The 26,281-nt window shown below is 54.9% G+C and carries 20 protein-coding genes; 10 read left to right on the forward strand and 10 right to left on the reverse strand.

What is annotated here, in order from left to right:
• Positions 1-33 precede the first annotated feature (33 nt).
• The 3 genes from ldtD to LC417_RS07755 all read left to right on the forward strand — a co-directional run bounded on the left by ldtD (position 34) and on the right by LC417_RS07755 (position 3,248).
• Positions 34-1,845, forward strand: coding sequence for a L,D-transpeptidase (gene ldtD / locus LC417_RS07745; RefSeq protein ID WP_157351809.1), 1,812 nt, complete (start codon positions 34-36; stop codon positions 1,843-1,845).
• Between the two features lie 185 nt (positions 1,846-2,030).
• Positions 2,031-2,579, forward strand: a complete 549-nt coding sequence (locus LC417_RS07750) for a YcbK family protein (protein WP_010254972.1) — start codon at positions 2,031-2,033, stop codon at positions 2,577-2,579.
• A gap of 39 nt (positions 2,580-2,618) precedes the next feature.
• A complete protein-coding gene (locus tag LC417_RS07755) occupies positions 2,619-3,248 on the forward strand; it encodes an MBL fold metallo-hydrolase (RefSeq protein WP_010254975.1) in 630 nt (209 codons plus the stop codon).
• A 42-nt stretch (positions 3,249-3,290) separates the two neighbouring features.
• On the opposite strand, the gene LC417_RS07760 is transcribed toward LC417_RS07755, so the two are convergent.
• The 4 genes from LC417_RS07760 to pncB all read right to left on the reverse strand — a co-directional run bounded on the left by LC417_RS07760 (position 3,291) and on the right by pncB (position 8,901).
• A complete protein-coding gene (locus LC417_RS07760; protein ID WP_223565677.1) occupies positions 3,291-4,481 on the reverse strand; it encodes an amino acid aminotransferase in 1,191 nt (396 codons plus the stop codon).
• Positions 4,482-4,714: 233 nt separating this feature from the next.
• Positions 4,715-5,836 (reverse strand): porin OmpF, encoded by a 1,122-nt coding sequence (ompF, locus tag LC417_RS07765; protein WP_033785539.1) that lies wholly within the window; start codon positions 5,834-5,836, stop codon positions 4,715-4,717.
• 301 nt (positions 5,837-6,137) lie between these two features.
• Complete coding sequence (gene asnS, locus LC417_RS07770; RefSeq protein ID WP_033766846.1) at positions 6,138-7,538, reverse strand: asparagine--tRNA ligase; 1,401 nt, start codon at positions 7,536-7,538, stop codon at positions 6,138-6,140.
• 157 nt (positions 7,539-7,695) lie between these two features.
• Entirely contained in the window at positions 7,696-8,901 is a 1,206-nt protein-coding gene (pncB, locus tag LC417_RS07775; protein WP_010254983.1) for a nicotinate phosphoribosyltransferase, read from the reverse strand.
• A 243-nt stretch (positions 8,902-9,144) separates the two neighbouring features.
• Between pncB and pepN the strand changes: the two genes are divergently transcribed.
• A complete protein-coding gene (gene pepN, locus LC417_RS07780) occupies positions 9,145-11,760 on the forward strand; it encodes an aminopeptidase N (RefSeq protein ID WP_182500398.1) in 2,616 nt (871 codons plus the stop codon).
• Between the two features lie 37 nt (positions 11,761-11,797).
• Here the strand turns inward: pepN and ssuB are convergent, their stop codons facing one another.
• The 5 genes from ssuB to ssuE are packed head-to-tail and all read right to left on the reverse strand — an operon-like array spanning position 11,798 to position 16,059.
• Positions 11,798-12,586 (reverse strand): aliphatic sulfonates ABC transporter ATP-binding protein, encoded by a 789-nt coding sequence (gene ssuB / locus LC417_RS07785; RefSeq protein WP_010254985.1) that lies wholly within the window; start codon positions 12,584-12,586, stop codon positions 11,798-11,800.
• Positions 12,583-13,374, reverse strand: a complete 792-nt coding sequence (ssuC, locus tag LC417_RS07790; RefSeq protein ID WP_010254987.1) for an aliphatic sulfonate ABC transporter permease SsuC — start codon at positions 13,372-13,374, stop codon at positions 12,583-12,585. The genes ssuB and ssuC overlap by 4 nt, the downstream gene beginning before the upstream one ends.
• A 10-nt stretch (positions 13,375-13,384) precedes the next feature.
• Positions 13,385-14,533: an FMNH2-dependent alkanesulfonate monooxygenase gene (gene ssuD, locus LC417_RS07795; RefSeq protein WP_109653155.1), complete on the reverse strand. Its 1,149-nt coding sequence runs from the start codon at positions 14,531-14,533 to the stop codon at positions 13,385-13,387.
• Between the two features lie 9 nt (positions 14,534-14,542).
• Positions 14,543-15,496 carry a sulfonate ABC transporter substrate-binding protein gene (locus tag LC417_RS07800; protein WP_050679506.1) on the reverse strand — a complete coding sequence of 318 codons (954 nt, stop codon included), beginning with the start codon at positions 15,494-15,496 and terminating at the stop codon, positions 14,543-14,545.
• A gap of 11 nt (positions 15,497-15,507) precedes the next feature.
• Complete coding sequence (gene ssuE, locus LC417_RS07805; protein WP_010669775.1) at positions 15,508-16,059, reverse strand: NADPH-dependent FMN reductase; 552 nt, start codon at positions 16,057-16,059, stop codon at positions 15,508-15,510.
• 750 nt (positions 16,060-16,809) lie between these two features.
• Here ssuE and LC417_RS07810 point away from each other — a divergent pair.
• The 4 genes from LC417_RS07810 (at position 16,810) to LC417_RS07825 (ending at position 21,016) form a co-directional block, all read left to right on the forward strand.
• Positions 16,810-17,790 (forward strand): glycosyltransferase family A protein, encoded by a 981-nt coding sequence (locus LC417_RS07810; RefSeq protein ID WP_223565678.1) that lies wholly within the window; start codon positions 16,810-16,812, stop codon positions 17,788-17,790.
• A gap of 83 nt (positions 17,791-17,873) precedes the next feature.
• Positions 17,874-19,175 (forward strand): flippase, encoded by a 1,302-nt coding sequence (locus tag LC417_RS07815; RefSeq protein WP_223565679.1) that lies wholly within the window; start codon positions 17,874-17,876, stop codon positions 19,173-19,175.
• Between the two features lie 134 nt (positions 19,176-19,309).
• Positions 19,310-20,320 carry a quinone-dependent dihydroorotate dehydrogenase gene (gene pyrD, locus LC417_RS07820; protein WP_010255000.1) on the forward strand — a complete coding sequence of 337 codons (1,011 nt, stop codon included), beginning with the start codon at positions 19,310-19,312 and terminating at the stop codon, positions 20,318-20,320.
• A gap of 153 nt (positions 20,321-20,473) precedes the next feature.
• Entirely contained in the window at positions 20,474-21,016 is a 543-nt protein-coding gene (locus LC417_RS07825) for a cell division protein ZapC (protein ID WP_010255003.1), read from the forward strand.
• Here the strand turns inward: LC417_RS07825 and LC417_RS07830 are convergent, their stop codons facing one another.
• On the reverse strand, positions 21,017-22,126 hold the full coding sequence (locus LC417_RS07830) for a YcbX family protein (protein ID WP_223565680.1): 1,110 nt from the start codon (positions 22,124-22,126) through the stop codon (positions 21,017-21,019).
• 110 nt (positions 22,127-22,236) lie between these two features.
• Here LC417_RS07830 and rlmKL point away from each other — a divergent pair, with 110 nt between their 5' ends.
• On the forward strand, positions 22,237-24,351 hold the full coding sequence (gene rlmKL, locus LC417_RS07835; RefSeq protein WP_033785545.1) for a bifunctional 23S rRNA (guanine(2069)-N(7))-methyltransferase RlmK/23S rRNA (guanine(2445)-N(2))-methyltransferase RlmL: 2,115 nt from the start codon (positions 22,237-22,239) through the stop codon (positions 24,349-24,351).
• 6 nt (positions 24,352-24,357) lie between these two features.
• A complete protein-coding gene (locus LC417_RS07840; protein ID WP_031592840.1) occupies positions 24,358-26,274 on the forward strand; it encodes an ABC transporter ATP-binding protein in 1,917 nt (638 codons plus the stop codon).
• Positions 26,275-26,281: the final 7 nt, after the last annotated feature.

The raw sequence follows: 26,281 nt of genomic DNA on the forward strand, positions 1-26,281 counted from the left end.
AACACTGCGAAGTTGAAAAACAAGGGGGCAGGGATGTTGCTGGTAAAAAAATTAAATCATCATCGCGTTCTATCATTGTTAGCGCTGGCGCTAACCGTTGTTCCATTTACGCTACCGCAGGCCGCTGTTATCGCCGCTTTGCCCGGGACAACGCAGGCGGTCACCTCCGTCTCCGAAAGTCAGCAACGCATCCGGCAGGCGTTTTCCAGCGCCGATCAGCCGTTTTATCTGGCACCGCTGGCGACGCTCTATGCATCCCGCCATATGCAACCGCTCTGGCAGGATCCCCAGGCGATACAAAAATTTCAGCAGCAGCTGGCTGAAGTGGCACTTTCTGGTGTTCAGCCACAGTTCACGCGCTGGATTGAGCGTCTGACAAACCCGGCGATCACCGGCTTTGCCCGGGATGTCGCGCTGTCCGATGCGATGCTGGGCTATCTGCAATTTGTTTCGAATGTGCCGACGCAGGGTGAAACCTGGCTTTACAGCAATGTTCCCTACCGGCTGACACAGCCGTCGGTGGCGGTCGTGAATCAGTGGCAGAATGCGGTCAATGCAGGTTCAGGCAACACGTTTATTGCGTCACTGCAGCCGCAGCACCCGCAGTATCAGCCGATGCACGCCGCGCTGAAAACCCTGCTAGGTGATAAGCAGCCCTGGCCGCAACTGAAGAGCAGTGAAACGCTGCGTCCGGGACAGGTCAGTGACGATGTGCCGGCGCTGCGTGAAATCCTGCAGCGCAGCGGCATGTTAACGGCGCAGGTTAATGCACCTGCACCGGATGACGATGCGGTGCCGGTGGCCGCCTCACCAGTGACCCACAGCGACCAGCCGGTTGCGGTCAGCCCTTCCGCCGCGCCAGTCACCGATCTGTCCGCGCCTTCACTGCATTCGCCGGGTAACGTTCAGAGTCAGACGCTGGAAGGGAATACCGCCAATGTCTATGACGAGACGCTGGTGGCAGGTGTGAAGCGTTTCCAGCAGTGGCAGGGACTGGATGGCGACGGTGCTATCGGTGCCAGAACGCGGCAGTGGCTTAACGTCTCTCCGCAGATGCGTGCTTCGTTGCTGGCGCTGAACATTCAGCGACTGCGCCTGCTGCCGGACGATATGCACAACGGCATTATGGTGAACATCGCCAACTACTCGCTGATTTATTACAACAACGGCAACAAGATCCTCTCATCACGCGTCATCGTCGGGCGTCCCGATCGCAAAACGCCGTTGATGCGCAGCGCACTCAATAATGTGGTGCTGAACCCGCCATGGAATGTGCCGACCACGCTGGTGCGTAAAGATATCATTCCTAAAGTGAAGCAGGATCCGACCTATCTCTATAAGCATGGCTATACCCTGCTGTCGGGCTGGAGCGCTGACGCTGAAGTGATCGATCCCAGCATGATCGACTGGCGCATGGTCACCGCTTCATCGTTCCCCTATCGGTTGATTCAGGCACCGGGTGTGGCGAATGCGCTGGGCCGCTATAAATTTAATATGCCCAGCTCAGATGCGATCTATCTGCATGACACGCCGAACCACAACCTGTTCCAGCGGGATATCCGCGCGCTCAGCTCAGGCTGCGTCCGGGTAAATAAAGCGTCCGAACTGGCGGGCTTATTACTGCAGGACGCGGGCTGGAACGATGCCCGCATCTCCAGTACGTTAAAAGAGGGTGACACCCGCTACGTGCCCATTCGGCATCGTATTCCGGTCAATCTCTATTATCTGACGGCGTGGGTCGCTGATGATGGCAAACCACAGTTCCGCACAGATATTTACAATTATGATGACACCGCGCGTTCGGGCAGCCAGGCTTTGAGTCGGGCTGAGCAATTGCTGCTCTAGTGATTGATTTTAAATCGTTAGCGGCGGGCCGGTTATTCAGAAAAATGTTATCAAATGGCGATTCCTGCAGGGATCGCTACGCAAACAGGTTGCAGATGGGTTGACGCTCTACTGAGAGAAAGTTATGGTTCGGGCTGTGCGCTTTTTGCACATTTCTATGGCTTCACTCTCAGGTAAATCGTTACATGTCTACTATTGATTCTTTTCGTCGCAAACTACTGCTGTGCGGTAGCGCCGCCGCCGGTCTGGCATTATTACCCGCTTCTGCAAGGGCCTCGCTTTCTACCTCTCGCCCGCGTGTATTGATGCTTAATAATCTTCATACCGGTGAAACCCTTAAAACTGAGTTTTTTAATGGTAAGAGTTACGACAAGGATGAGTTGTCACGATTAAATCACTTTTTCCGTGACTATCGCGCCAATAAAGTGAAAAGCATCGATCCGCACCTGTTTGATCAAATCTTCCGGCTGCAGGCGCTGCTGGGAATGCGTAAACCGATACAGCTGGTTTCGGGCTACCGTTCACTGGCAACCAACAACATGTTACGTGAGAGCGGTCCTGGGGTGGCAAAGCACAGCTATCACACCAAAGGCCAGGCAATGGATTTCCATATCGAAGGGGTTTCTCTGGCCAATGTACGCAAAGCGGCGTTATCTCTGCGTGCGGGTGGTGTAGGATATTATCCCCGCAGTAACTTTGTACATATTGATACCGGGCCGATCAGGCACTGGTAATGACACCGGCAACGCTGCGTGAGCCGGTCATGGAGCGTTATGAATTACCACATTATTCCTGTTACCGCGTTTGCCCAGAATTGTTCAGTTATCTGGTGCGAGTCCACTCGTGAAGCCGCGCTGGTTGATCCAGGCGGCGATGCCGATCTGATCAAAGAGACGCTGGAACAACGCCAGCTTAAACCTTCCCGGATTCTGCTGACTCATGGACACCTTGATCACGTCGGGGCCGCCGTCGAGCTGGCTGCCTTCTGGCAGATTCCGATTGTCGGACCGCAAAAGCGTGATGCATTCTGGCTGGAAGCGCTGCCTACCCAGAGCCGGATGTTCGGACTTGATGAGTGCGCGCCTTTTACCCCCGATCGCTGGCTGGAAGAGGGGGAGAGCGTACAGGTAGGGCTGACCACGCTGGAAGTCCTGCACTGTCCGGGCCATTCGCCTGGCCACGTGGTGTTCTTCGATCGTCCAGGAAGGTTACTGATTTCAGGTGACGTGATTTTTAATGGTGGTGTGGGACGCACAGACTTCCCGCAGGGCGATCATCAACAGTTAATCGATGCTATCCGCACGAAACTGCTGCCGCTGGGCGATGATGTCACTTTTCTGCCCGGTCACGGCCCGATTTCTACGCTGGGGCATGAACGCATCAGCAATCCTTTCCTGCAATAAAAAATGGGCCAGCAGGCCCATTTTTCAATTCGGTCATCCTGCTTACAGCACGGCGACAATGGCTTCGCACAGCGCCGACATATTGTCTGGCGTCATGCCCGCCACATTCACACGCCCTGAGTTCACCGCGTAAACGCCAAACTCTTCACGCAGGCGAATGACCTGGTCTTTGGTTAAGCCACTGAACGAGAACATGCCGTTCTGCTTAATAATAAAGCTGAAGTCGCGCTGAGCGCCTTTCTCCGCCAGCGTGTTTACGAAGAGCTGGCGCATGCGCTGAATGCGCTGACGCATGTCCGACAGCTCCTGCTCCCAGATGGTACGCAGGGTATCGTTGCCCAGAATGGTGGCGACGATGGCGGCGCCATGTGCCGGCGGATTGGAGTAGTTCGCGCGAATGGTGTACTTCACCTGACTGAACGCGGTATCAGCCACGCTCGCATCGGCGGCAACCAGCGTGATGGCACCGACACGCTCGTTATACAGGCCGAAATTCTTGGAGTAAGAGCTGGCGACGATCAGTTCCTGATGCGAGGCGGCAAAAATACGCAGGCCTTCTGCATCTTCCTCCAGACCACGGGAAAAACCCTGGTAAGCGAAGTCGAACAACGGCAGCCAGCCGTTGGCCTGTGACAGCTGCGCCAGCTGTTGCCACTGCTCGGCGGTGGGGTCGATACCGGTCGGGTTATGGCAGCAGCCGTGGAACAGCACCACGTCGCCTGGCTGAACCTGTTTCAGTGACGCCACCATGCCATCGAAATCCAGCGTATGGTTTGCCGGGTCGTAATAGTGGTATTCACAGACCTCAAGACCGGCAGCGTTAAACACGTTGTTGTGATTCGGCCAGCTTGGATTGCTGATCCAGACCCGCTTCACCGATGTTTGCGTGGCGAGGAAATCGGCTGCAACGCGTAGCGCGCCTGTACCACCCGGTGTCTGAGCCGTGCGAGCGCGGCCAGTGGTGATTAGCGGGCTCTGGTTGCCAAACAGCAGGGCCTGTGTGCAGCGGGCAAAATCAGCCAGGCCATCAATGCTGAGATAGTTTTTGGTGGTTTCATTTTCCAGCAGATATTGCTCAGCTTTTTTAACACTGGTCAGCACCGGGGTCTTGCCGGTTTCGTCTTTATAGACGCCGATACCCAGATTGATTTTTTCCGGGCGGTCGTCAGCACGAAACAGATCGGCCAGCCCAAGAATAGGATCGGCGGGTGCAGCAGAGATCGATTCAAACATGTGTCAGGTCCATTAGCGTGAACTTTAGCGAAAAGAGCTCTCAGGTTAGCGTCCGGCCAGACAAATGCCAACCGTTTGCGAGACAAATTCATACATTTTGCAGTGTGGATTGCGCGACGGGGAAAGGTAATGATTAAAGCGGGGTAACGGCGCGAGGAAAAACGCACCTGTTTGGAATAGCAGCCATAAAAAAACGGGGCCGTAGCCCCGTTTTTCAACATGTTTAAGCAGGATTAGAACTGGTAAACCAGGCCAACACCAACAATATCGTCTGTGTTCTGACCCAGTGGGTTATTGTCATCCAGCTGGTTGATTTTGTAATCAACATAGGTAGACATGTTTTTGTTGAAGTAGTAAGTTGCGCCAACGTCAATGTATTTGTACAGGTCAGCATCGCCGATACCTTCGATATCTTTGCCTTTCTGCTGTACGTATGCGATAGATGGACGCAGGCCGAAATCAAACTGGTACTGTGCAACTAACTCAATAGTCTGGGTTTTGTTAATGGTTGCATTAGCATCGGCGGTTGTGTTAGGTGCGGTGCCTGGAATAGTGGCGGTAAAGTATGAAGAGTTACGACCTTCACCATACATCGCTGCCAGGTAAACGTTGTTTGCATCGTATTTCAGCGCAGTTGCCCAGTTCTCAGCACGTTTGCCCTGTCCAATTACATTACCATTAACATCAGTAACACCTGCAGCCTGTGTATCAGTACGGTCGCTGCTGCTGTAGGCACCAACGATGCCTACACCGATTGGTGAGGTATAGCTGGTTGATGCACCCCATCCGTCGCCGTTAGCACGAGTAATGTCGGTACGGTCGTTTTTGCCCTGATACTGAACTGCGAAGTCCCAGCCATCAACCAGGCCGAAGAAGTTGGTGTTGCGGTAGGTCAGCAGGCCGGTGCTGCGACCGTTCAGGAAGTTATCTGAGCTGCCCCAGTCGCCACCAAATACTGGCAGCATATCGGTCCAGCCGATTGCATCGTAAACCAGACCGTAGTTACGGCCGTAGTCGATTGAACCTGCATCGCCGAATTTCAGACCCGCAAAGCCCAGACGGGTTTTGGTGCCGTCCCGTGCGTCATCACCTTCAGATTTGTTCGCCTGAATGTTGTATTCCCACTGGCCGTAACCGGTCAGCTGGTCATTAATCTGGGTTTCGCCTTTGAAGCCGAAGCGCACATAAGTCTGATCGCCATCATCACCAGCGCTATCAGAGAATTGGTGACGCGCATCCACTTTACCGTACAGGTCCAGTTTGTTGCCGTCTTTGTTATAGATTTCTGCAGCGTTTGCTGCGCCAGCTACTAACAGAGCAGGGATAACCACTGCAAGAATATTGCGCTTCATCATTATTCATTACCCTCATTGGAGTTATTTGTACACCTGCCACTGCCGTCAGGAAACCTTTACGGGAACCCTGAACGAAGTTTGGTGTCTTCCTGTGTCTGCACGCATCTTTCCATCCCACCCGCCGTAATTCTAGCGCTTAAATGCTACTAAACTCGTAATCTTGTTTCAGTAAGAAAATATGTATTACAAAATGTAAAAAACACGGAACTTTGTGAGAGAACTCAAAATTTACAAAAATAAAAAAAGGCCGGCAGTGCCGACCTCGTTATATATATGAATTTCTTATATTTAATGCCGAATATCAGAAACTCGCGTTGCGTGGGGTGCGCGGGAAGGGGATTACGTCCCTGACATTTTGTACGCCGGTGACATAGGCGATTAAACGTTCAAAGCCTAATCCAAAGCCAGAATGTGGCACGGTACCGTAGCGACGCAGGTCACGATACCACCAGTAGTCTTCTTTATTCAGACCCATCTCTTCCAGACGCGCATCCAGGACATCCAGACGTTCTTCACGCTGTGAACCGCCAATGATCTCACCAATGCCTGGCGCCAGAACATCCATCGCCGCCACGGTTTTGCCATCGTCATTCAGGCGCATATAGAACGCTTTAATGTCTTTCGGATAGTTTTTCACCACCACCGGCGCTTTAAAATGTTTCTCGGCCAGGTAACGCTCATGCTCAGAGGAGAGGTCAATACCCCATGAAACCGGGTTTTCGAAGGTCTGACCGCAGTTCATCAGGATCTCAACCGCATCGGTGTAATCCACCTGCGCGAAATCGGTGGTGATGAAACGCTGCAGACGCTCAACCGCCTCTTTATCTACCCGCTCAGCAAAGAAGGCCATGTCATCGGCACGCTCTTCCAGCACCGCGTTGAAGACATACTTCAGCATTGATTCGGCCAGTGCAGCGGCATCATCCAGTGAGGCAAAGGCGATTTCCGGCTCCAGCATCCAGAATTCCGCCAGGTGGCGGCTGGTGTTGGAGTTCTCTGCGCGGAACGTCGGACCGAAGGTGTAGATCTTCGACAGGGCGCTGGCATAGGTTTCGCCATTCAGCTGACCGGAAACGGTCAGGAACGCCTCTTTACCAAAGAAATCTTCGCTGAAGTCAACTTTGCCCTGATCGTTACGCGGCAGGTTTTCCATATCCAGCGTAGAGACACGGAACATTTCGCCGGCACCTTCGGTATCGGAGGCGGTAATCAGCGGCGTCGAGACCCAGAAATAGCCATTTTCATGGAAGAAGCGATGCAGCGCCTGCGCCAGGGTGTGGCGAACACGGGCGACCGCGCCAATCAGGTTGGTGCGCGGACGCAGGTGAGCCACTTCGCGCAGATACTCGATACTGTGGCGTTTCGCCGCCATCGGATAGCTGTCGGGATCTTCCACCCAGCCCACGACTTCAAGGTGGGTCGCCTGAATCTCAAACGCCTGGCCCTGACCCGGCGAGGCCACCACTTTACCGGTGACGATAACGGAACAGCCCGTGGTCAGACGCAGCACTTCATCCTGATAATTATTCAGAGAATTATTGACGACAGCCTGAACGGGATTAAAGCAGGAGCCGTCATAGACAGCGATGAAGGAAAGACCGGCTTTGGAATCTCTTCGGGTACGCACCCAACCACGTACGGTGACTTCACTGTCAACCGCGACGCGACCGTGCAGTACGTCCGCTACAGGCACTACGCTCATAAATATCTCTCTATATAGAAGAAGTGAGTAAAAAAGTTGCCCCATCCGGGGTTTTGCTATGTTACTTGCGAGTCTTCAGGAAACAAGCAAAATTCAGGGGGAAAGCAGATTTATTACAGCAGAGGCGGGGCGTATCAACGCCCCGATAAGAAGAGGATTAACTCGCTTTTTTCACCAGCGGCAGATCAAAAGCTTTACGCAGGGCTCTGACAAAGGCTTTATCCTGGCAGATAGTTTTGCCCGGGCTGTCTGAGAGTTTCGCCACCGGCTTGCCATTGCACTGCACCAGTTTGATAACGATGTTCAGTGGCGTCACGCCCGGAATATCGCAGGTGAGGCGGGTACCGATGCCGAACACGACGTTAGTCCGCTGGCCAAAGTGGCGGTAAAGCGCCAGCGCTTTGTCGAGATTCAGGTTGTCAGAAAAGACCAGGTGTTTGCTTTGCGGATCGATACCCAGCTTCTGGTAGTGGGCGAGCGCTTTCTCGCCCCATTCGACCGGATCGCCGGAGTCGTGGCGCAGTCCCTGGTAGCGGCGGGCAAACACCGGACCGAAATCGCGCAGAAAGGCGTCCATGGCAATGCAATCGGTCAGGGCGATGCCCAGCTTATCGTCATACTCATCCAGCCACGCCTGCAGCGCCGCGCGCTGGCTGTTGGCCAGTACCGGACTGATCTGCTGGAAGGCCTGGAACCACTCGTGCGCCTGTGTTCCCACCGGCGTCAGTGACAGACGGCGCGCCAGATCATAATTACTGGTGCCAATCAGCCACGGAAAATCCTGTTTCAGCGTTGAGACGATCGACTGCTGCACATCCTGCGAATAGCGACGACGGGTGCCAAAATCCATCAGGCGGAAGCGTGACATATCAAGGTCAGCCACCTGGGCTTTAAAGTCGCCGAGTTTCTGATGTAAGTGGTCAAGTGCCTGCTGAGTAGTGACCTGTGGCGTGCGATGACGATGCACAATCTCACTGATCAGCGCCAGCAGCGGCACCTCCCACATGATCACTTCTCGCCACGGCCCCTGAATACGGAGTTCCAGCTTGCCATGATGATTGCGCACCTCAACCTGATCCGGGTTATAGCGGAACTGGCGTAACCAGCTGAGGTAATCCTGCCGGAAGAAGGGAAGGTGAGACAACCAGGTCGCTTCATCATCAGTCAGCGCCAGGTGTTGCATTGCGGTTATCGCGTCACGAATTTCGTCAGCGTAGAGACCCAGCAGTTCGTCGCCGCGGCAGCGAAACTCCGCCGCCACCGTTATGTCATGATAGCGGTGGAAAACGGCCTGTTGCATATGGAGCTTATAGGCGTCCGTATCCAGCAGCGAGGTCAGTATCGGGGAAGCATGTCCTGTCATGGCGCGTTTCAGCATCCTGTTCGGTGGCGCAGAGCCCGGTGTTGTACACAGTCATAAAGACGCAAAAGTATAATTCACTATCTGAAGCCGATCACAGCATATTTCAGACGGGCGGGTCGAGGCCAATCTGTGCCATTGTTAACAAAGTGTAGCCATTTCACCCTTTAGGTGCATTGTGCGTGGCAAGCTTGTAGTAACAAGCTTAGACTTTGCCGGTAAACTTATAACAACGCGAGACGCAATATGACGCAACAGCCCCAAATCAAGTATCGCCACGACTACCGTGCGCCTGAGTACACCATCACCGATATCGATTTAACTTTTGAACTGGATGCGTCCACCACCCGCGTAACGGCCATCAGCCAGGTTAAACGACTGGGCGACAGCCAGGCTGAGCTGCGACTGGACGGCGAAGCGTTAACGCTGATTGCACTGGAGGTCGACGGGCAAGCCTGGACGGCCTTCCGTGAAGAAGAGGGCGCACTGGTCATCAGCCAGCTGCCGGAAAGCTTCACCCTGAAAATTATTAACGATATTCATCCGGATCAGAACACCGCGCTGGAAGGGCTGTATAAATCGGGCGAGGCGCTCTGCACCCAATGTGAGGCTGAAGGCTTTCGTCATATTACCTGGTATCTCGATCGCCCCGACGTGCTGGCGCGCTTTACCACCACCATTTATGCCGATGGTGAGCGCTATCCATTCCTGCTCTCCAACGGTAACCGCATTGACAGCGGCCGGGATGAGCAGGGTCGCAGCTGGGTGAAGTGGCAGGATCCGTTCCCGAAACCCTGCTACCTGTTTGCGCTGGTGGCGGGCGATTTCGACGTGCTGCGCGACAGCTTCACTACCCGTTCAGGACGTGATGTGGCGCTGGAGATCTTCGTCGATCGCGGTAACCTCGACCGTGCCGACTGGGCGATGACCTCGCTGAAAAACAGCATGAAGTGGGATGAAGAGCGTTTCGGTCTGGAGTATGACCTCGACATCTTTATGATCGTGGCGGTGGACTTCTTCAACATGGGCGCCATGGAGAACAAAGGCCTTAACGTCTTCAATGCCAAATATGTGCTGGCTAAAGCGGAAACAGCGACGGACAAAGATTACCTGGGCATTGAAGCGGTTATCGGTCACGAATATTTCCATAACTGGACCGGTAACCGTGTGACCTGCCGCGACTGGTTCCAGCTCAGCCTGAAAGAGGGACTGACGGTGTTCCGCGATCAGGAGTTCAGCTCTGATCTGGGTTCACGCGCGGTGAATCGCATTGATAACGTGCGTATCGTACGCGGTGCGCAGTTCGCCGAAGATGCCAGCCCGATGGCACACCCGATCCGTCCGGATCAGGTCATCGAGATGAACAACTTCTATACCCTGACGGTGTATGAAAAAGGGTCAGAAGTGATCCGTATGATGCACACCCTGCTGGGTGAAGAGAACTTCCAGAAGGGCATGAAGCTCTATTTTGATCGCCACGACGGCAGCGCCGCCACCTGTGATGATTTTGTTCAGGCGATGGAAGATGCCTCGAATGTTGACCTGTCGCAGTTCCGCCGCTGGTACAGCCAGTCCGGTACGCCAGTGCTGACGGTGCGCGACGATTACAACCCGGAGCTGGAGCAGTATACGCTGCACGTCACGCAGCACACGCCTGCGACTGCCGATCAGAAAGAGAAGCTGCCGCTGCATATCCCGCTGGATATTGAACTCTATGATGGCGAAGGCAAGGTGATCCCGCTGCAGAATAGTGGTCATCCGGTACATCATGTGCTGAATGTCACCGAGGAGTTCCAGACCTTTATTTTCGATAATGTCTACTTCCAGCCAGTGCCGTCGCTGCTGCGCGAATTCTCTGCCCCGGTGAAGCTTGATTACAAATGGAGTGATGCTCAGCTCACCTTCCTGATGCGTCATGCACGCAACGACTTCTCCCGCTGGGATGCGGCTCAGAGCCTGCTGGCGACCTATATCCGTCTGAATGTCGCCCGCTATCAGCAGGGCCAGCATCTGTCACTGCCGCTGCATGTGGCCGATGCCTTCCGTGCGGTGCTGCTGGATACCGACTGCGACCCGGCACTGACCGCGCTGATTCTGACGCTGCCGTCGGAAAATGAGATTGCCGAGCTGTTTGATACTATCGATCCGCAGGCGATTGCGCTGGTGCGTGACGCGCTGCAACGCACGCTGGCACGCGAACTGGCCGATGAGTTTTTTGCGATCTACAACGCCAATCAGCAGCCTGAATACCGCGTGGAGCATGACGCGATTGGTCAGCGCAGCCTGAAAAATATCTGCCTGACCTATCTCGCCTTCAGTGATGCGCAGCTGGCGGATAAACTGGTGCAGACCCAGTATCACCAGGCGACCAACATGACCGATGCGCTGGCGGCGCTTTCTGCTGCAGTTGCGGCACAGTTACCGTGCCGTGATGCGCTGCTGGCAGCTTACGATGAGCGCTGGCATCAGGATGGTCTGGTGATGGATAAATGGTTTGTGCTGCAGGCGACCAGTCCGGCCGCTAACGTGATGCGCAACGTGCGCCAGCTTCTGAATCATCGCTCCTTCACCATGAGTAATCCGAACCGTGTTCGCTCGCTGGTGGGTGCCTTTGCCTCGGCTAACCCGGCCGCCTTCCATGCTAAAGATGGCAGCGGGTACAAGTTCCTGGTGGAGATGCTTACCGACCTCAACACCCGCAATCCGCAGGTTGCGGCGCGGATGGTGGAGCCGCTGATTCGCCTGAAACGTTATGACGAAGGCCGTCAGGCGATGATGCGCCAGGCACTGGAGCAGCTGCTGGAGCTGGATAAACTCTCTGGCGACCTCTACGAAAAAATTACCCGGGCACTGAACGCCTGATCATTAAAAAGGGGAGCGTCTGAGACACTCCCCTTTTTCAGCGCTGCTGCGCGTAACGAACCGGCTGCGGTCGCTCCGTACGCTGCATGACCCGATCCAGTACCTCCGCTTCCAGCTCGGCCAGCCGCGCCGATCCGCGACGGCGGGGACGGGGCAGATCCACCAGCAGATCCAGCCCGATCTGACCCTCTTCGATTAACAGCACGCGATCTGCCATCACCACCGCTTCACTGACATCATGCGTAACCAGCAGCACGGTAAAGTGATGCTGCTGCCACAGTGACTCAATCAATCCCTGCATTTCAATGCGTGTCAGGGCATCCAGCGCCCCCAGCGGTTCATCCAGCAGCAGTAAACCGGGCCGGTGGATCAGCGCCCTGGCCAGTGCGACGCGCTGTTTCTGGCCGCCGGAGAGGGCGGCTGGCCACTCATCAGCCCGATCGGCGAGGCCTACCGCCGCCAGCGCATCCAGCGCCGCGCTGCGCCATTCGCGTCCGCGCAGACCCAGTCCGACGTTATCGATCACTTTTTTCCACGGCAGCAGTCGCGCATCCTGAAACATCAGGCGGGTATCTTCACGAGCCGACTGCAGCGGCGCATTGCCTGCCAGCAGTTCACCGCTGGAGCTCTGTTCGAGACCGGCCAGCAGGCGCAGCAGCGTGCTTTTGCCACAGCCGCTGCGACCCACCACCGCCACAAACTGACCGGAGGGAATATGCAGGTCAATCTTATTCAGAATGGTGCGGCTGCCATACTGTTTGCTGACGCCGTTAACGCCAACCGGGGTGCCGGTGTTGAGGCGCGCCGGTGAGAGAGTCTGGCTCATGCGTTCTCCTCCTTCAGTTGATAAGCGGGATGCCAGCGCAGCCAGACACGTTCAAGCAACAACGCGGCGACATCCGCCAGTTTGCCGAGCAGGGCGTAAAGAATAATGGCGACCACCACCACATCGGTCTGCAGGAATTCACGCGCGTTCATGGCCAGATAGCCGATACCCGCGTTGGCAGAGATGGTCTCTGCGACAATAAGCGTCAGCCACATCAGGCCCAGCGCGAAACGCACGCCGACCATGATATTGGGCAGCGCGCCTGGCAGGATCACCTGGATAAACAGGCTCCAGCCGGAAAGGCCATAGCTGCGCGCCATCTCAACCAGCCCGCGATCGATGTTGCGGATGCCGTGATAGGTATTCAGGTAGATCGGGAACAGCGTACCCAGCGCCACCAGAAAGATTTTGGCGGACTCATCGATACCGAACCAGAGGATCACCAGCGGGATCAGCGCCAGATGCGGCACATTGCGCAGCATCTGTACCGAGGTATCCAGCAGTCGTTCACCGGTTCTGGAGGTGCCGGTAATCAGCCCGAGCAGCAGGCCGATAGAGCCGCCGATACTGAAGCCGATCAGCGCCCGCCAGCTACTGATCGCCAGGTGCTGCCAGAGTTCACCACTGGCGGTCAGCTGCCAGAAGGTGGTCACAATTTTCTCCGGTGCGGGCAGAATACGGGTCGATAACCAGCCGGTTTGCGAGGCAATCTGCCACACCACCACCAGCAGCGTCGGCAGCAGCCAGGGCACCAGCGTATCAGCAAGGCGTTTTCGGGTTCTGGTCATCATGCTCTCCTCAGCCCCGGGCGACTTTTTTCTCAGGGGTAAAATCGTTGGCTACCGCTTCACCGTGTGCCTGAACCACGCGCGGCTGGGGCACCAGTGGAACCTGCAGATCAAGATGCGGGAACAGCAGTTCGCCGACGCGATAAGCCTCTTCCAGGTGCGGATAACCCGACAGGATGAAGGTCTCAATACCCAGCGCTTCATACTCTTTGATGCGTGCGGCTACGGTCGGACCATCGCCGACCAGCGCGGTCCCGGCTCCGCTGCGCACCAGGCCGACGCCTGCCCACAGGTTAGGGCTGATTTCGAGCTTGTCGCGGCGACCGCCATGCAGTGCGGCCATCCGACGCTGCCCCACAGAATCTGCCCGCTGGAATGCCGCCTGCGCTTTGGCGATGGTGGCGTCATCCACATTGGCAATCAGTTTGTCTGCGGCCTGCCAGGCCTCTTCATTGGTTTCACGCACGATCACATGCAGACGGATGCCGAACCGGACGGTGCGTCCCTGGGCTGCCGCTTTCGCGCGCACCTGCTCAATCTTCTCTTTAACCTGCGCAGGGGGTTCGCCCCAGGTGAGGTAAACATCGACCTGTTCGGCCGCCAGCTCCTGGGCGGGTTCAGAAGAGCCGCCAAACCACAGCGGGGGACGAGGCTGCTGCACCGGTTTAAACATCAGACGCGCACCGCGAACCTTCACGTGCTTGCCTTCATAATCGACGGTTTCGCCTTCCAGCACCCGACGCCAGACGCGGGTAAACTCGGCGGATTCCGCGTAACGCTCGCGGTGATCGAGAAACACGCCGTCGCCCGCCAGCTCTTCCGGATCGCCGCCGGTCACCAGATTAAACAGCGCACGTCCGTTAGAAAGACGGTCCAGCGTGGCGGCCTGACGCGCTGCCTGGGTTGGTGAAATCACCCCAGGACGCAGTGCGACCAGGAATCGCAGGCGCTGCGTCACCGGAATCAGCGAGGCGGCAACCAGCCAGGCATCTTCACAGGAGCGGCCGGTCGGGATCAGTACGCCACCAAAACCGAGGCGGTCAGCGGCCTGCGCCACCTGTTGCAGATAGGCGTGATCAACCGGTCGCGCCCCTTCGGCGGTACCAAGATAGTGGCCGTCGCCATGCGTCGGCAGGAACCAGAAAATGGATACGCTCATTGTTGCTCCTTATTGCGTCACGGTATGCGGATGCCAGATGCGATCCTGAATCGTCACTTTTACTGGCAAGAGATGATTGGCATAGAACAGGTCAGCAGTGCGCTGCTGAGCTGCGGCAGTTTCGGCACTGACCGGCGAAATGCGGGTGGGTGGCCGATGGCTGAGGTAGCTGGCGATAACCGGTTCGGGCAAGCCCATCGCCTGCGCCAGTAACGTGGTGCTCTGCTGACGCTGGCTGATTGTCAGCGCGTCAGCAGAACTGAAGGTGTCGAGCACCTGCTGAATAAACGCGCCATGGGCTTCGGCGTAACTGCGGGTCGCTAAATAGAAGGAGCCGGTCAGGTTAAGGGAGCTGCCATCAATCAGCAGGCGCGAATTTCCCTGCAGCAGCACCGATGAATAGTAGGGGTCCCAGATTGCCCAGGCATCAACGTCACCCTGCTGGAAGGCGGCGCGCGCATCGGCGGGAGTGAGATAAACCGGCGTGATGTCTTTAAAGGTCAGACCCGCCTGCTGTAAGGCGCGCAGCAGTAAGTTGTGAGAGCTGGAGCCTTTCTGGAAAGCCACTTTCTTGCCTTTCAGATCCGCAACCTGTTTCAGCGGGCTGCTTTTTGGCACCAGAATCACTTCCGCTTTGGGTTTTGGCGGCTCCGCGCCAACATAGAGCAGATCCGCGCCCGCGGCCTGGGCAAACAGCGGCGGAAGGTCACCGGTGCTGCCCAGGTCGATACTGTTGATATTCAGCGCTTCCAGCATTTGCGGACCTGCAGGGAACTCGATCCACTTAATCCGGGTATGGGGAAATCGTTTTTCCAGTAACTGATGTGACTTCGCCAGCACCATGCTGACCGAACCTTTCTGATAGCCGATGCGAATCTCAGACGGATCGGATTCGGCGGCCTGTACCTGGAGGCCAGCCAGTAAAAGTCCGGCCACCAGCCACTTTCCTAATCTCTGTTTCATCGATCTCTTCCTTATACCGCTTGCGCAACGGGATGGTGGTGACGGGTCAGCGCCAGCCAGAAGGCGGAGACGGCTTCATCCAGGCGCTGTGACAGTGAATCCTGCAGTTCGGGCTGACGGTCGTAATGGCTGATCTGGCTGTCTTCGGCATAAACACCATGCAGGATCTCCTGCGCCTTTAAGGCGTTGAGCACCGGCTTGAGGGCATAGTCCAGCGCCAGCATATGACCGGCGCTGCCGCCGCTGGCCAGCGGTAATACGACTTTGTGTTCCAGTGCGCGCTCAGGCAGCAGATCGAGCAGAGTCTTCAGCGCACCCGAAAACGACGCTTTATAGATAGGTGTCGCAATAATCAGGCCATCAGCCGAAGCCAGATCGTCACGCAGGGCGAGAAGCGCAGGCGCATCAAAACGCGCATTGATCAGATCGTCAGGCTGAAAGTTGTGAATATTCCAGGGGATGACTTCAATGCCACGCGCCTCCAGCTTGTGCTGACACAGCGTCAGCAGTGAGGTTGAGCGGGAGGGGAATCGTGGGCTGCCTGCCAGCGTAATAACTCGCATCATCACTCCTTATAACTAAAAGTTATTGATTATCAAATGTTGAGAACTTATGTCTTCATACTGTCAGAGCAGGAGAGTGGGCTTAAATGATTTATCCGGCAAAGTAAGGGTGAAATCTGCAAATAGAAGCGGTAGTGGCAGGTGTCAGCATCGCCGCTTCCGATAATTCTTAAATTATGTGTCGGCAGCAGAACAATTCATTAAGAGGGATAATACGAGATCGTCAAAATGAGACGGTTCAGCAGAAAAAATAGCTTTCGTCTGATTGCTTAATCATTTTCCCTGAGAGTGGCGCGGCAATAAAGCGAAACGGCTGACAAAAGAGCGCTGCGAAGCAGCACAGAATCAGCTTATCTGCGGCAAGCATCTTTCAGGGATTAGGATTAGTTGCAGAAAGAAGACTGTAATAAAAATGAAGGAATGCTGAACTTATTCATCGTTTCAGATGTTCGCTTACAGATTCCTGAATCTGGTTACGTCTGCTTCACAGGGCTATTTTAAATCGATCATCAACGGTTTTAACATTAACGCAGGCTATAGATGCACTTTCGTTAACAGTGATTCTCACGTGAAACGTTAAGATAATTTTTACGACTGGTCTTTTTTCGCCTTACCGGTTTAAGATAATCAGGCTAAATGAAAGCCATCATAATATTAGCGCATTACTCTTTTCGACGTTTCGCCTCTGGTCATGCCCTGCATCTGGCGGGTGAATCGTATTGTCTTTTTTCTAACAGCAGAGAATTGCCTATGTCTGACACTTTATTATCAGTGATTATTCCAACTTACAATGTTGAAAAATATATTGTGGAGTGCGTCGATTCATTATTACGTCAGGTTAAAGCGCCCAATGAAATACTCATTGTGAATGATGGCTCCACCGATGGAACATTAGCCTTACTTGAACAGAATTATGCGCATCTTTCTCAGGTGAAAATAATTACCACTGAAAATGGCGGTGCCGGTCATGCACGGGATGTGGGTATTGAGCAGGCGCAGGGCCAGTTTCTCTTTTTCTGTGACCCGGATGACGTCGTAGCGGATGGGCTGGTAGATGAACTGGCCATGGTGGCGGAAAAGCACCCTGAAACCAACCTGTTCTGTTTTAACTCCTGCGTCTACCGCGATGGTCAGACAGAGATCACATCGCCAAAAGTCAGACACGAACACTTCGGCCAGCAGAAATCGCAGGAAGTCTTATTGGGCCTGCTGCGTAACGGCAGCTATACCTCTGCGGCCTGGAGCTATGTCATCAGCAAACGCGTTATTGAGCAGCATAAATTACGCTTTGTTAAGCGCGTTCATGAAGATCACAATTTTACGCTCTCCTGCTTTATGAAAAGTCAGCAGGCATGGGTCAGTCATCAGGTCTATTATAAACAGCGTATTCGCAACGGCTCACTGACTAACAGTACCAAAAGCAATGAGTTTTTCTATCAGCGCTATGACGCTTTTATGCATGCTTATAATACGTTAACAAGTTCGCTCCCTAAATCAGCCTGGCGTAGTTCGCTGGAAAAATCTTATTTACTTCACTCGTTCCGTCTGATGATCTATTTGTCTCTCTATAATAAAACGCCGGTGCCGGAATATGTCTGTAATGCCATTCGCTTTATGGGTCGTAACGTAAAATCAGAAAATCTTAAAGAGTGGTTGTTGTTTAATCGCCCGGAGCTCTTTATTGCGCTGCAGCATTACAAGGTTAAAAAAGAGCTCAAGCGCGCAGCCTGATTCTGAAAAATGTGAAGCGATATTGTTTATGCCTTAGCGAAATGAGAAGGTGAGACATGCAATGTGTATAAGGTTGTTGCGACATGGCAAAAGTACTCGATAAAAGTCTGGTTATTAATATTTTCTCGCTGCTGGCTTACCGTGGCGCGTCGTTTCTGTTTCCGCTGGCCACGCTGCCCTATCTTGCCCGCGTTCTGGGCGTAGAGCAGATGGGTACGCTGGCGCTGGCGATCGCCTGCGTGATTTATTGCAGCACCATCTCCGACTGGGGATTCAATGTCTTTACCACCAAAGATATTGCTCACCATCGTGATGACAAAGAACGCGTCAGCCAGCTCTTCTGGTCAACGTTTAACGCCAAGCTGATGCTGCTGGTGGTCACCAGCGGCACGCTGCTGACCGCGACCTGGTTCAATCCCTCCTGGCACCCTCTGTTCTTCATCATTCTGGCGAACTGCACCACGCTGGTGGGCTCGCTGTTTTCATTCGGCTGGCTGATGCAGGGCTTTGAGAAGCTGGGTAAGACGGCGATGATCGCCACCTTCGGTAACTTCTGTGCGATTCCGCTGACCTTTTTACTGGTGAAATCTCCGCAGGATACCTGGCTGGCTGCCCTGATCCCTGGCGCGGTCTCCATTATCAGCGCGGCGATTACGCTGAAGTTTGTGCTGGAGATGAAAGTCATAGGCCGCTACCGCTTTGAACCGCGCGAAATCAAACAGCGCATCACCGACAGCATGGATGTGTTTATCGCCATCGCCGGTGCTAACCTTTTCAACAGCGTCAACGTGGTGATTCTCGCCACCTTTGCTTCTACTTATATGGTCGGGATCTACAACGGCGCCGATCGCCTGCGTAAAGCGGCCAACTCGGTACCGGAGCAGATTGGCAGCGCCTTCTTCCCGCGCGTCAGCCACCTGTTTGGCCGGGATAAACGCGCCGCGATTGCCGCGACACGCAAAAGCCTGCTGCTGTCGTTTTCCCTGAGTCTGTCGATTGTGATCTTCACCTGGTTTTTTGCTGACCTGGTGGTCTCAATATTGCTGGGTAAAGACTTTATCCCGTCGGCGGATGTGCTGCGCGTCTTTGTGCTCTGCTTCCTGTTTGGCAACATTGCCTACCCGGCTGGATTGCAGATTCTGATCCCACATGGTCTGGCCCGCCAGCGTATGTGGGTGATGATGGCCGCTGGTGTGGTTAACGTGCCGCTCTGCTGTTTCCTGGCGTGGAAGTTTGGCGCAATCGGTGCCGCATGGTCGATGGTCGGGGCTGAAGCGTTCGTCTGTCTCGGTATTTTTGGCATCATGCAACGCCACGGCATCCTGCGGGAATATCTGTTTCCCTCTGAGGTGAAAAATCAACCCGTAAACGATTCCGCCGCGTAAGATCAAAGCATTTTCAGATAGTTTTATGCATTCCCGCTGTTCGATTTACTTTTGCGCCAGAGCACTTTACCATTCTGGCGCACATTTTCCCGTGCACCGACTTCCACGATCGCTTCCGTCCTTCAGGAGAGTGCATGTTTTATCCTATCGTCCGACCGGCGCTGTTTAAACTTGATCCCGAACGCGCACACGAACTCACTTTTCAGCAACTGCGTTTTATGAACGGCACCCCACTGGAGATGTTTTATCGCCAGAATCTGCCGTCGCGTCCGGTCACCTGTATGGGACTGACCTTTAAGAATGCCCTGGGCCTGGCGGCGGGTCTGGATAAGAACGCAGAGTGCATTGATGCGTTTGCGGCGATGGGCTTTGGTTTTGTTGAAGTCGGCACCGTCACGCCGCGCGCCCAGGCGGGGAACGATAAGCCACGCATGTTTCGTCTGGTGGAAGCGGGCGGAATTATCAATCGGATGGGGTTTAATAATCTGGGTGTTGATCACCTGGTTGAAAACGTGAAGAAAGCGCGCTTTAACGGCGTGCTGGGGATCAATATCGGTAAAAATAAAGATACGCCGGTCGAGCAGGGCAAAGATGATTATCTCATCTGCATGGAAAAGGTTTATGCCCACGCCGGTTATATCGCCATTAATATTTCCTCACCTAACACCCCAGGTTTACGTTCGCTGCAATATGGCGAGGCGCTGGATGATCTGCTTTCTTCCATTAAACAGAAACAAAAAGAGCTGGAACAGCGTCATCTGAAATATGTTCCGCTGGCCGTAAAAATTGCGCCCGATCTCTCTGAAGAAGAGTTAATTCAGGTCGCGGACAGTTTAATTCGTCATCAGATTGATGGCGTGATTGCCAGCAATACCACGCTCGATCGTTCGCTGGTGAGCGGTCTTAAGCATGCTGAGGAAGCGGGTGGGTTAAGTGGACGGCCAGTGCAGTCGCGCAGCACGGCGGTGATACAGCGCCTCTCTCAGGAACTGCAGGGACGGTTGCCGATTATTGGGGTAGGCGGGATCGATTCTCTGACGGCAGCGCGTGAAAAAATCGCCGCCGGGGCAACACTGGTTCAGATTTATTCAGGCTTTATTTATCAGGGGCCAGGCTTAATTAAAGATATCGTCACCCATCTCTAAGACAATTCTCACAATCATTGGCCGGGGGGTTTATTTATCCCCTCGGCTCGTTTATATTTTGTCCTGTTGCACGCTTTTTCAGCTTTTCCTTATGTTTCTTTTTTCGCTGAATTCTGCGTGATTTTTGGCGCAGCGGTAAATACAGGGCACACGATGAAAATTAAACCCGATGATAACTGGCGTTGGTATTTTGACAACAGCCACGACCGAATGATGCTCGACCTGGCAGACGGTATGCTTTTTCGTTCCCGTTATTCCCGCAAGATGCTCACGCCGGATGCCTTCACTGAATCGGGTTTTTGTGTCGATGACGCCGCCCTTTATTACACCTTTGAAGAGACCTGCCGTCAGTGCAAACTCAGTGGCAGCCATCGCGCCGAACTGGTGTTAAATGCGCTGGTCGCTGCACGCTTCCTCAAGCCACTGATGCCGAAAAGCTGGCATTTCGCCTCTTATGCTCCGGCAATGCAGCCCCGTCCCGGTGAAATGGTACAGGTTACGCTGGCAGAAGAGGGAACGCAGGCACGACTGCTGGTGGTTGAGAGTGGCGATAATGCGGCGCTCTGCCTGCTGGCGCAGCCGGGATTGACGCTGGCCGGAAAAAACATGGTGCTCGGCGATGCCATCAAGGTGATGAACGATCGCCTGCAGCCCCTGTATCAGGATGTCGCGCCGCGCTACGCCCGCGCAGTCTGACTACCTTAGTTCTACATCGCCAGCCGGAATACAGCTGCAGCTCAACAGCGTGCCGTCCTGACGCAGGGCGCTCTGTTTCAGCGCCTTAACCTCACCCGCGACCAGACTCAGCTTGCAACTGCCGCACAGTCCCGCCCGACAGGAGTAGGGGATCCGGAAGCCCTGCATCTCCAGCTGATCCAGTAATACCTGCTGATTATCCCCGGTGAACGTCTGACCCTGAAACGTGATAGCCACGGCATCTGGCGCCTGCTGCTTTGGTTTCAGTGTTTCGACCACTTCACCGGCACCATAGCTGCGCGGTGCATGACGTTTCAGGACAATCATCTCATCACCGGCGCGCACCACCCCACTGTTGCGCGCCACTAAGTTCAGACCGAAATCAATATCCCCGCTGCCATCCAGGGCGGTGCGGAACGTCTGCAGCGTGGCCAGTGGATGACCGGCAGGATGCTTAACGCCGGTCTCGGTGCTGACAGTGGTGAGCACGCAGCGACTGCATGGCTTAGGCACCTCGAATATCACGTCGCCAATCTGAATCTCCGCCCAGCTGTCTTCATCCCATGCGGCAGCGCCGCTGACGACCAGATTCGGACGAAACTGTTCGGCACGGACGCTGGCCGGGCAGCGCTGTTGCAGATCATGCAGCGACGCGTTGTTGATCAGCAAAAACGGAAAGCCGTCGGCAAAGCTCAGCGGAATATGATTAAACGCTTTAACCCGGCGGCTGGGTTGCGGCCCGACCCAGCGCAACTGAACCTCACGCGGGAAGAACGGGCTCAGCCATTGGTTAATCGCACGCGGCGCTATGCGCGCGGTGAAATGATTTCCCCAGACTTCGGTGGGGTGATCCTGCTCATCGAAATCGCTGAAGCGGATCAGGGAGTGACTGCCATCCGGGGCCGTCAGCAGCAGGCCATCCGGTAAAATCGCGGGCGTGAAGCGCACCATCTCCGGGTGCTGACGCGCGGTAATAAAGGTGCCATCAGGTTCGGTCACCATAAACAGACGATCAAATGCCAGTCCGCTGTCAGTGACCAGCGCGTGTGACAGCGCTAATCCCCGCATCGACTTCACAGGATGAATAAATAAGCGGGAAAGCGTGATCATGGTGTTCTCCTTGAACCCGACGCGCAGCACAAAAGAAGCTAACTTTATGACATAGGTCTCCGATTCGCTATAATGCGCGACAATTTTCTCAAGAGTTAAAAAGTGACGATATGAATTCTCTGTTTGCCAGCACGGCGCGTGGGCTCGAAGAGCTGTTAAAAAGTGAGCTGGACGCGCTGGGCGCGCAGGATTTGCAAGTGGTGCAGGGAGGCGTTCACTACGAAGCCGACGATCGCACTATGTACCAAAGCCTGATGTGGAGTCGTTTAGCATCACGCATCCTGTTGCCGCTGGGAGAGTTTGGCGTCTACAGCGATCTGGATCTCTATCTGGGCGTGCAGAGCGTGGACTGGCCGACGATGTTCGGCAGCGACAAAACCTTTGTTGTGCATTTCAGCGGCACCAACGATTCGATCCGTAACAGCCAGTTCGGCGCGCTGAAAGTGAAAGATGCCATCGTGGACAGCTTTACCCGTCAGAACCTCGAACGACCCAACGTCGATCGTGAGCAGGCAGATATCCGTGTCAACGTCTGGCTGAATGATGATCGCGCCAGCATTGCGCTGGATCTCAGCGGCAGCTCGCTGCATCAGCGTGGTTATCGCCAGCAGACCGGTCAGGCGCCGTTAAAAGAGACCCTGGCGGCGGCCATCGTGCTGCGTTCTGGCTGGGAGCCGACGACACCGCTGATCGATCCGATGTGTGGTTCCGGTACGCTGCTGATTGAAGCCGCACTGATTGCCTGCGATCGTGCGCCAGGCCTGCTGCGCAAGCACTGGGGCTTCACCGCCTGGAGCCAGTTTAACGCTGCGTTGTGGCAGGACGTTAAAACCGAGGCGCAGAATCGTGCCCGCACTGGTACGGCTGCCACTCAGGCGCGCTTCTTTGGCTACGACAATAATGGTCGGGTGCTGGAGTGGGCGCAGGCGAATGCCCGCCGCGCTGGCGTCTTTGAACTTTTCACCTTCGGCCAGCAGGATCTGCTGAAGCTGACTAATCCGGTCGATCCGGCGGTTCACGGTACGGTGCTGAGTAATCCTCCTTACGGTGAACGTCTGGAGAGCGAACCAGCCCTGATTGCGCTGCACAGCCAGCTCGGACGTCTGATGAAGCAGCATTTTGGCGGCTGGAACCTGTCGCTGTTCAGCGCCTCGCCAGAACTGCTGAGCTGCCTGCAGTTGCGTGCCGATCGCCAGTTTAAAGCGAAGAACGGTCCGCTGGATTGCGTGCAGAAAAACTATAAGCTGGCGGTTAACAGTCATGAAAGCGCCGGACAGATTGCGGAAGATTACGCTAACCGCCTGCGTAAAAACGTGAAGAAACTGGAGAAGTGGGCGCGTCAGGAAGGCATTGAATGCTACCGTATTTATGATGCCGATCTGCCAGACTACAACGTTGCTGTCGATCGCTATGGCGACTGGGTGATTATCCAGGAGTATGCGCCACCGAAAACCATCGATCCTGATAAAGCGCGTCAGCGTCTGTTCGATGTCATCAGCGCAACGCTGAGCGTGCTGCAACTGCCTGCTGACCGTCTGATTATGAAAACGCGTGAACGCCAGAAAGGCAAAGCGCAGTATCAGAAGCTCAGCGAGAAGGGCGACTATTTCGAAGTTAAAGAGTTTAATGCGCGTTTCTGGGTGAATCTGACCGACTATCTCGATACCGGCCTGTTCCTCGATCACCGCATTGCCCGTAAAATGCTGGGCCAGATGAGTCAGGGCAAAGATTTCCTGAACCTGTTTGCCTATACCGGTACTGCCAGTGTGCATGCCGGTCTGGGTGGCGCGCGTTCAACCACCACGGTAGATATGTCGCGTACCTATCTGGAGTGGGCGGAGCGCAACCTGCGTCTTAACGGACTGACCGGGCGTCAGCATCGTCTGATGCAGGCGGACTGTCTGAGCTGGCTGAATGAGAGTGACGAGAACTTTGACCTGATCTTTATCGATCCGCCAACGTTCTCCAACTCAAAACGTATGGAAGAGAGCTTCGACGTTCAGCGCGATCATATGATGCTGATGCGTAACCTGAAGCGCCTGCTGCGTCGCGGCGGCACCATCATGTTCTCCAATAACAAACGCGGTTTCAAAATGGACATGGATGGCCTGAAATCACTGGGCCTGCAGGCGCAGGATATTACCCAGAAAACGCAGTCGCAGGACTTCGCGCGTAACCGTCAAATTCACAACTGCTGGCTGATCACTCACGCCGGTAAGGAATAAGCTTACATGTCATTAATCAGTATCCACGGCGCTTATCTCTCCTTCAGCGATGCGCCGCTGTTAGACAACACCGAACTGCACATCGAAGAGAACGAACGCGTCTGTCTGGTGGGCCGTAACGGTGCAGGTAAATCCACGCTGATGAAAATCATCAATGGCGAACAGCCACTGGATGATGGCCGCATTATTTATGAAACCGATCTGGTCGTGGCGCGTCTGCAACAGGATCCGCCGCGCAATATTACCGGTTCGGTGTATGACTTCGTGGCCGAGGGCGTTGAAGAGCAGGCTGAGCATCTGAAAGCCTATCACGCCATTTCCCATGTGGTGATGGAAGATCCCAGCGATAAAAACCTCAATGAGATGGCGCGTCTGCAGAGCATTCTCGACCACCAGAATCTGTGGCAGCTGGAGAGCCGCATCCATGACGTGCTGGAGCAGATTGGTCTGCAGCCCGATACCGAGCTGTCGTCGCTCTCGGGCGGCTGGCTGCGTAAAGCGGCGCTGGGTCGTGCGCTGGTGAGTAACCCGCGCGTCCTGATGCTGGATGAGCCAACCAACCACCTCGATATCGAAACCATCGACTGGCTGGAAACGTTCCTGAAGAACTTCACCGGCAGCATCATCTTTATTTCCCATGACCGTTCGTTTATCCGCAACATGGCGACGCGCATTGTCGATCTGGACCGTGGCAAGCTGGTCTCCTGGCCAGGCAACTACGATCTCTATCTGGAAGGCAAAGAGGAAGCGTTGCGCGTTGAAGAGATGCAGAACGCGGAATTTGACCGTAAGCTGGCGCAGGAAGAGGTGTGGATCCGTCAGGGCATCAAAGCCCGTCGTACCCGTAATGAAGGTCGTGTGCGTGCGCTGAAAGCGCTGCGTCGTGAACATTCAGAACGTCGTGAAGTGATGGGCAAAGCCAACATGCAGGTGGGCGAAGCGTCCCGTTCCGGCAAGATTGTGTTTGAGCTGGAAAATGTCGACTACGCGGTCGATGGCAAAGTGCTGGTTAAGGACTTCTCAACCCAGGTACAGCGTGGCGACAAAATTGCGCTGATCGGACCGAACGGCTGCGGGAAAACTACCTTACTGCGCCTGATGCTGCAGCAGCTGAAAGCTGACCATGGTCGTGTGCATTCCGGTACCAAGCTGGAAGTAGCCTACTTTGACCAGCATCGCGCTGAACTGGATCCGGATCGCACCGTGATGGACAACCTGGCCGAAGGCAAGCAGGAAGTACTGGTCAACGGCAAACCGCGCCACGTACTGGGCTATCTGCAGGACTTCCTGTTCCATCCAAAACGTGCCATGACGCCGGTGCGCGCCCTTTCGGGCGGTGAACGAAACCGTCTGCTGCTGGCGCGCCTGTTCCTGCGTCCCAGCAACCTGATGATTCTGGATGAACCGACTAACGACCTTGACGTCGAAACCCTGGAACTGCTGGAAGAGCTGATTGATGGCTATCAGGGTACCGTCTTACTGGTGAGCCACGATCGTCAGTTCGTCGATAATACCGTTACCGAGTGCTGGATTTTTGAAGGCAATGGTGAGATTGGTACCTTTGTTGGCGGTTATCACGATGCTCAGCAGCAGCGCGCCGCCTACCGGCAGCACAAGGCGGCAGCACCGGCGAAAGCGACGGGTAACGCCTCTAAGCCTGCAGCAGAGAAGGGTGATGCGAAGCGTAGCGTGAATAAACTCAGCTACAATCTGGCGCGTGAGCTGGAACAGCTGCCGCAAAAACTGGAGCAGCTGGAAGCGCGTATCGGAGAACTGCAGGCGAAGATGAGTCATCCCGACTTCTTCAGCCAGGCACACGATCAGACGCAACCGGTGCTGGATAATCTGGCTCAGACTGAGCAGGAGCTGGAAACCGCTTTTGCGCGCTGGGAAGAGCTAGAGTCACTGAAAAACGGCGCGTAGGGCAGGG

It is taken from the genome of Pantoea sp. OVA07A, assembly GCF_019969975.1.
Taxonomy (GTDB): Bacteria; Pseudomonadota; Gammaproteobacteria; order Enterobacterales; family Enterobacteriaceae; genus Pantoea; species Pantoea agglomerans.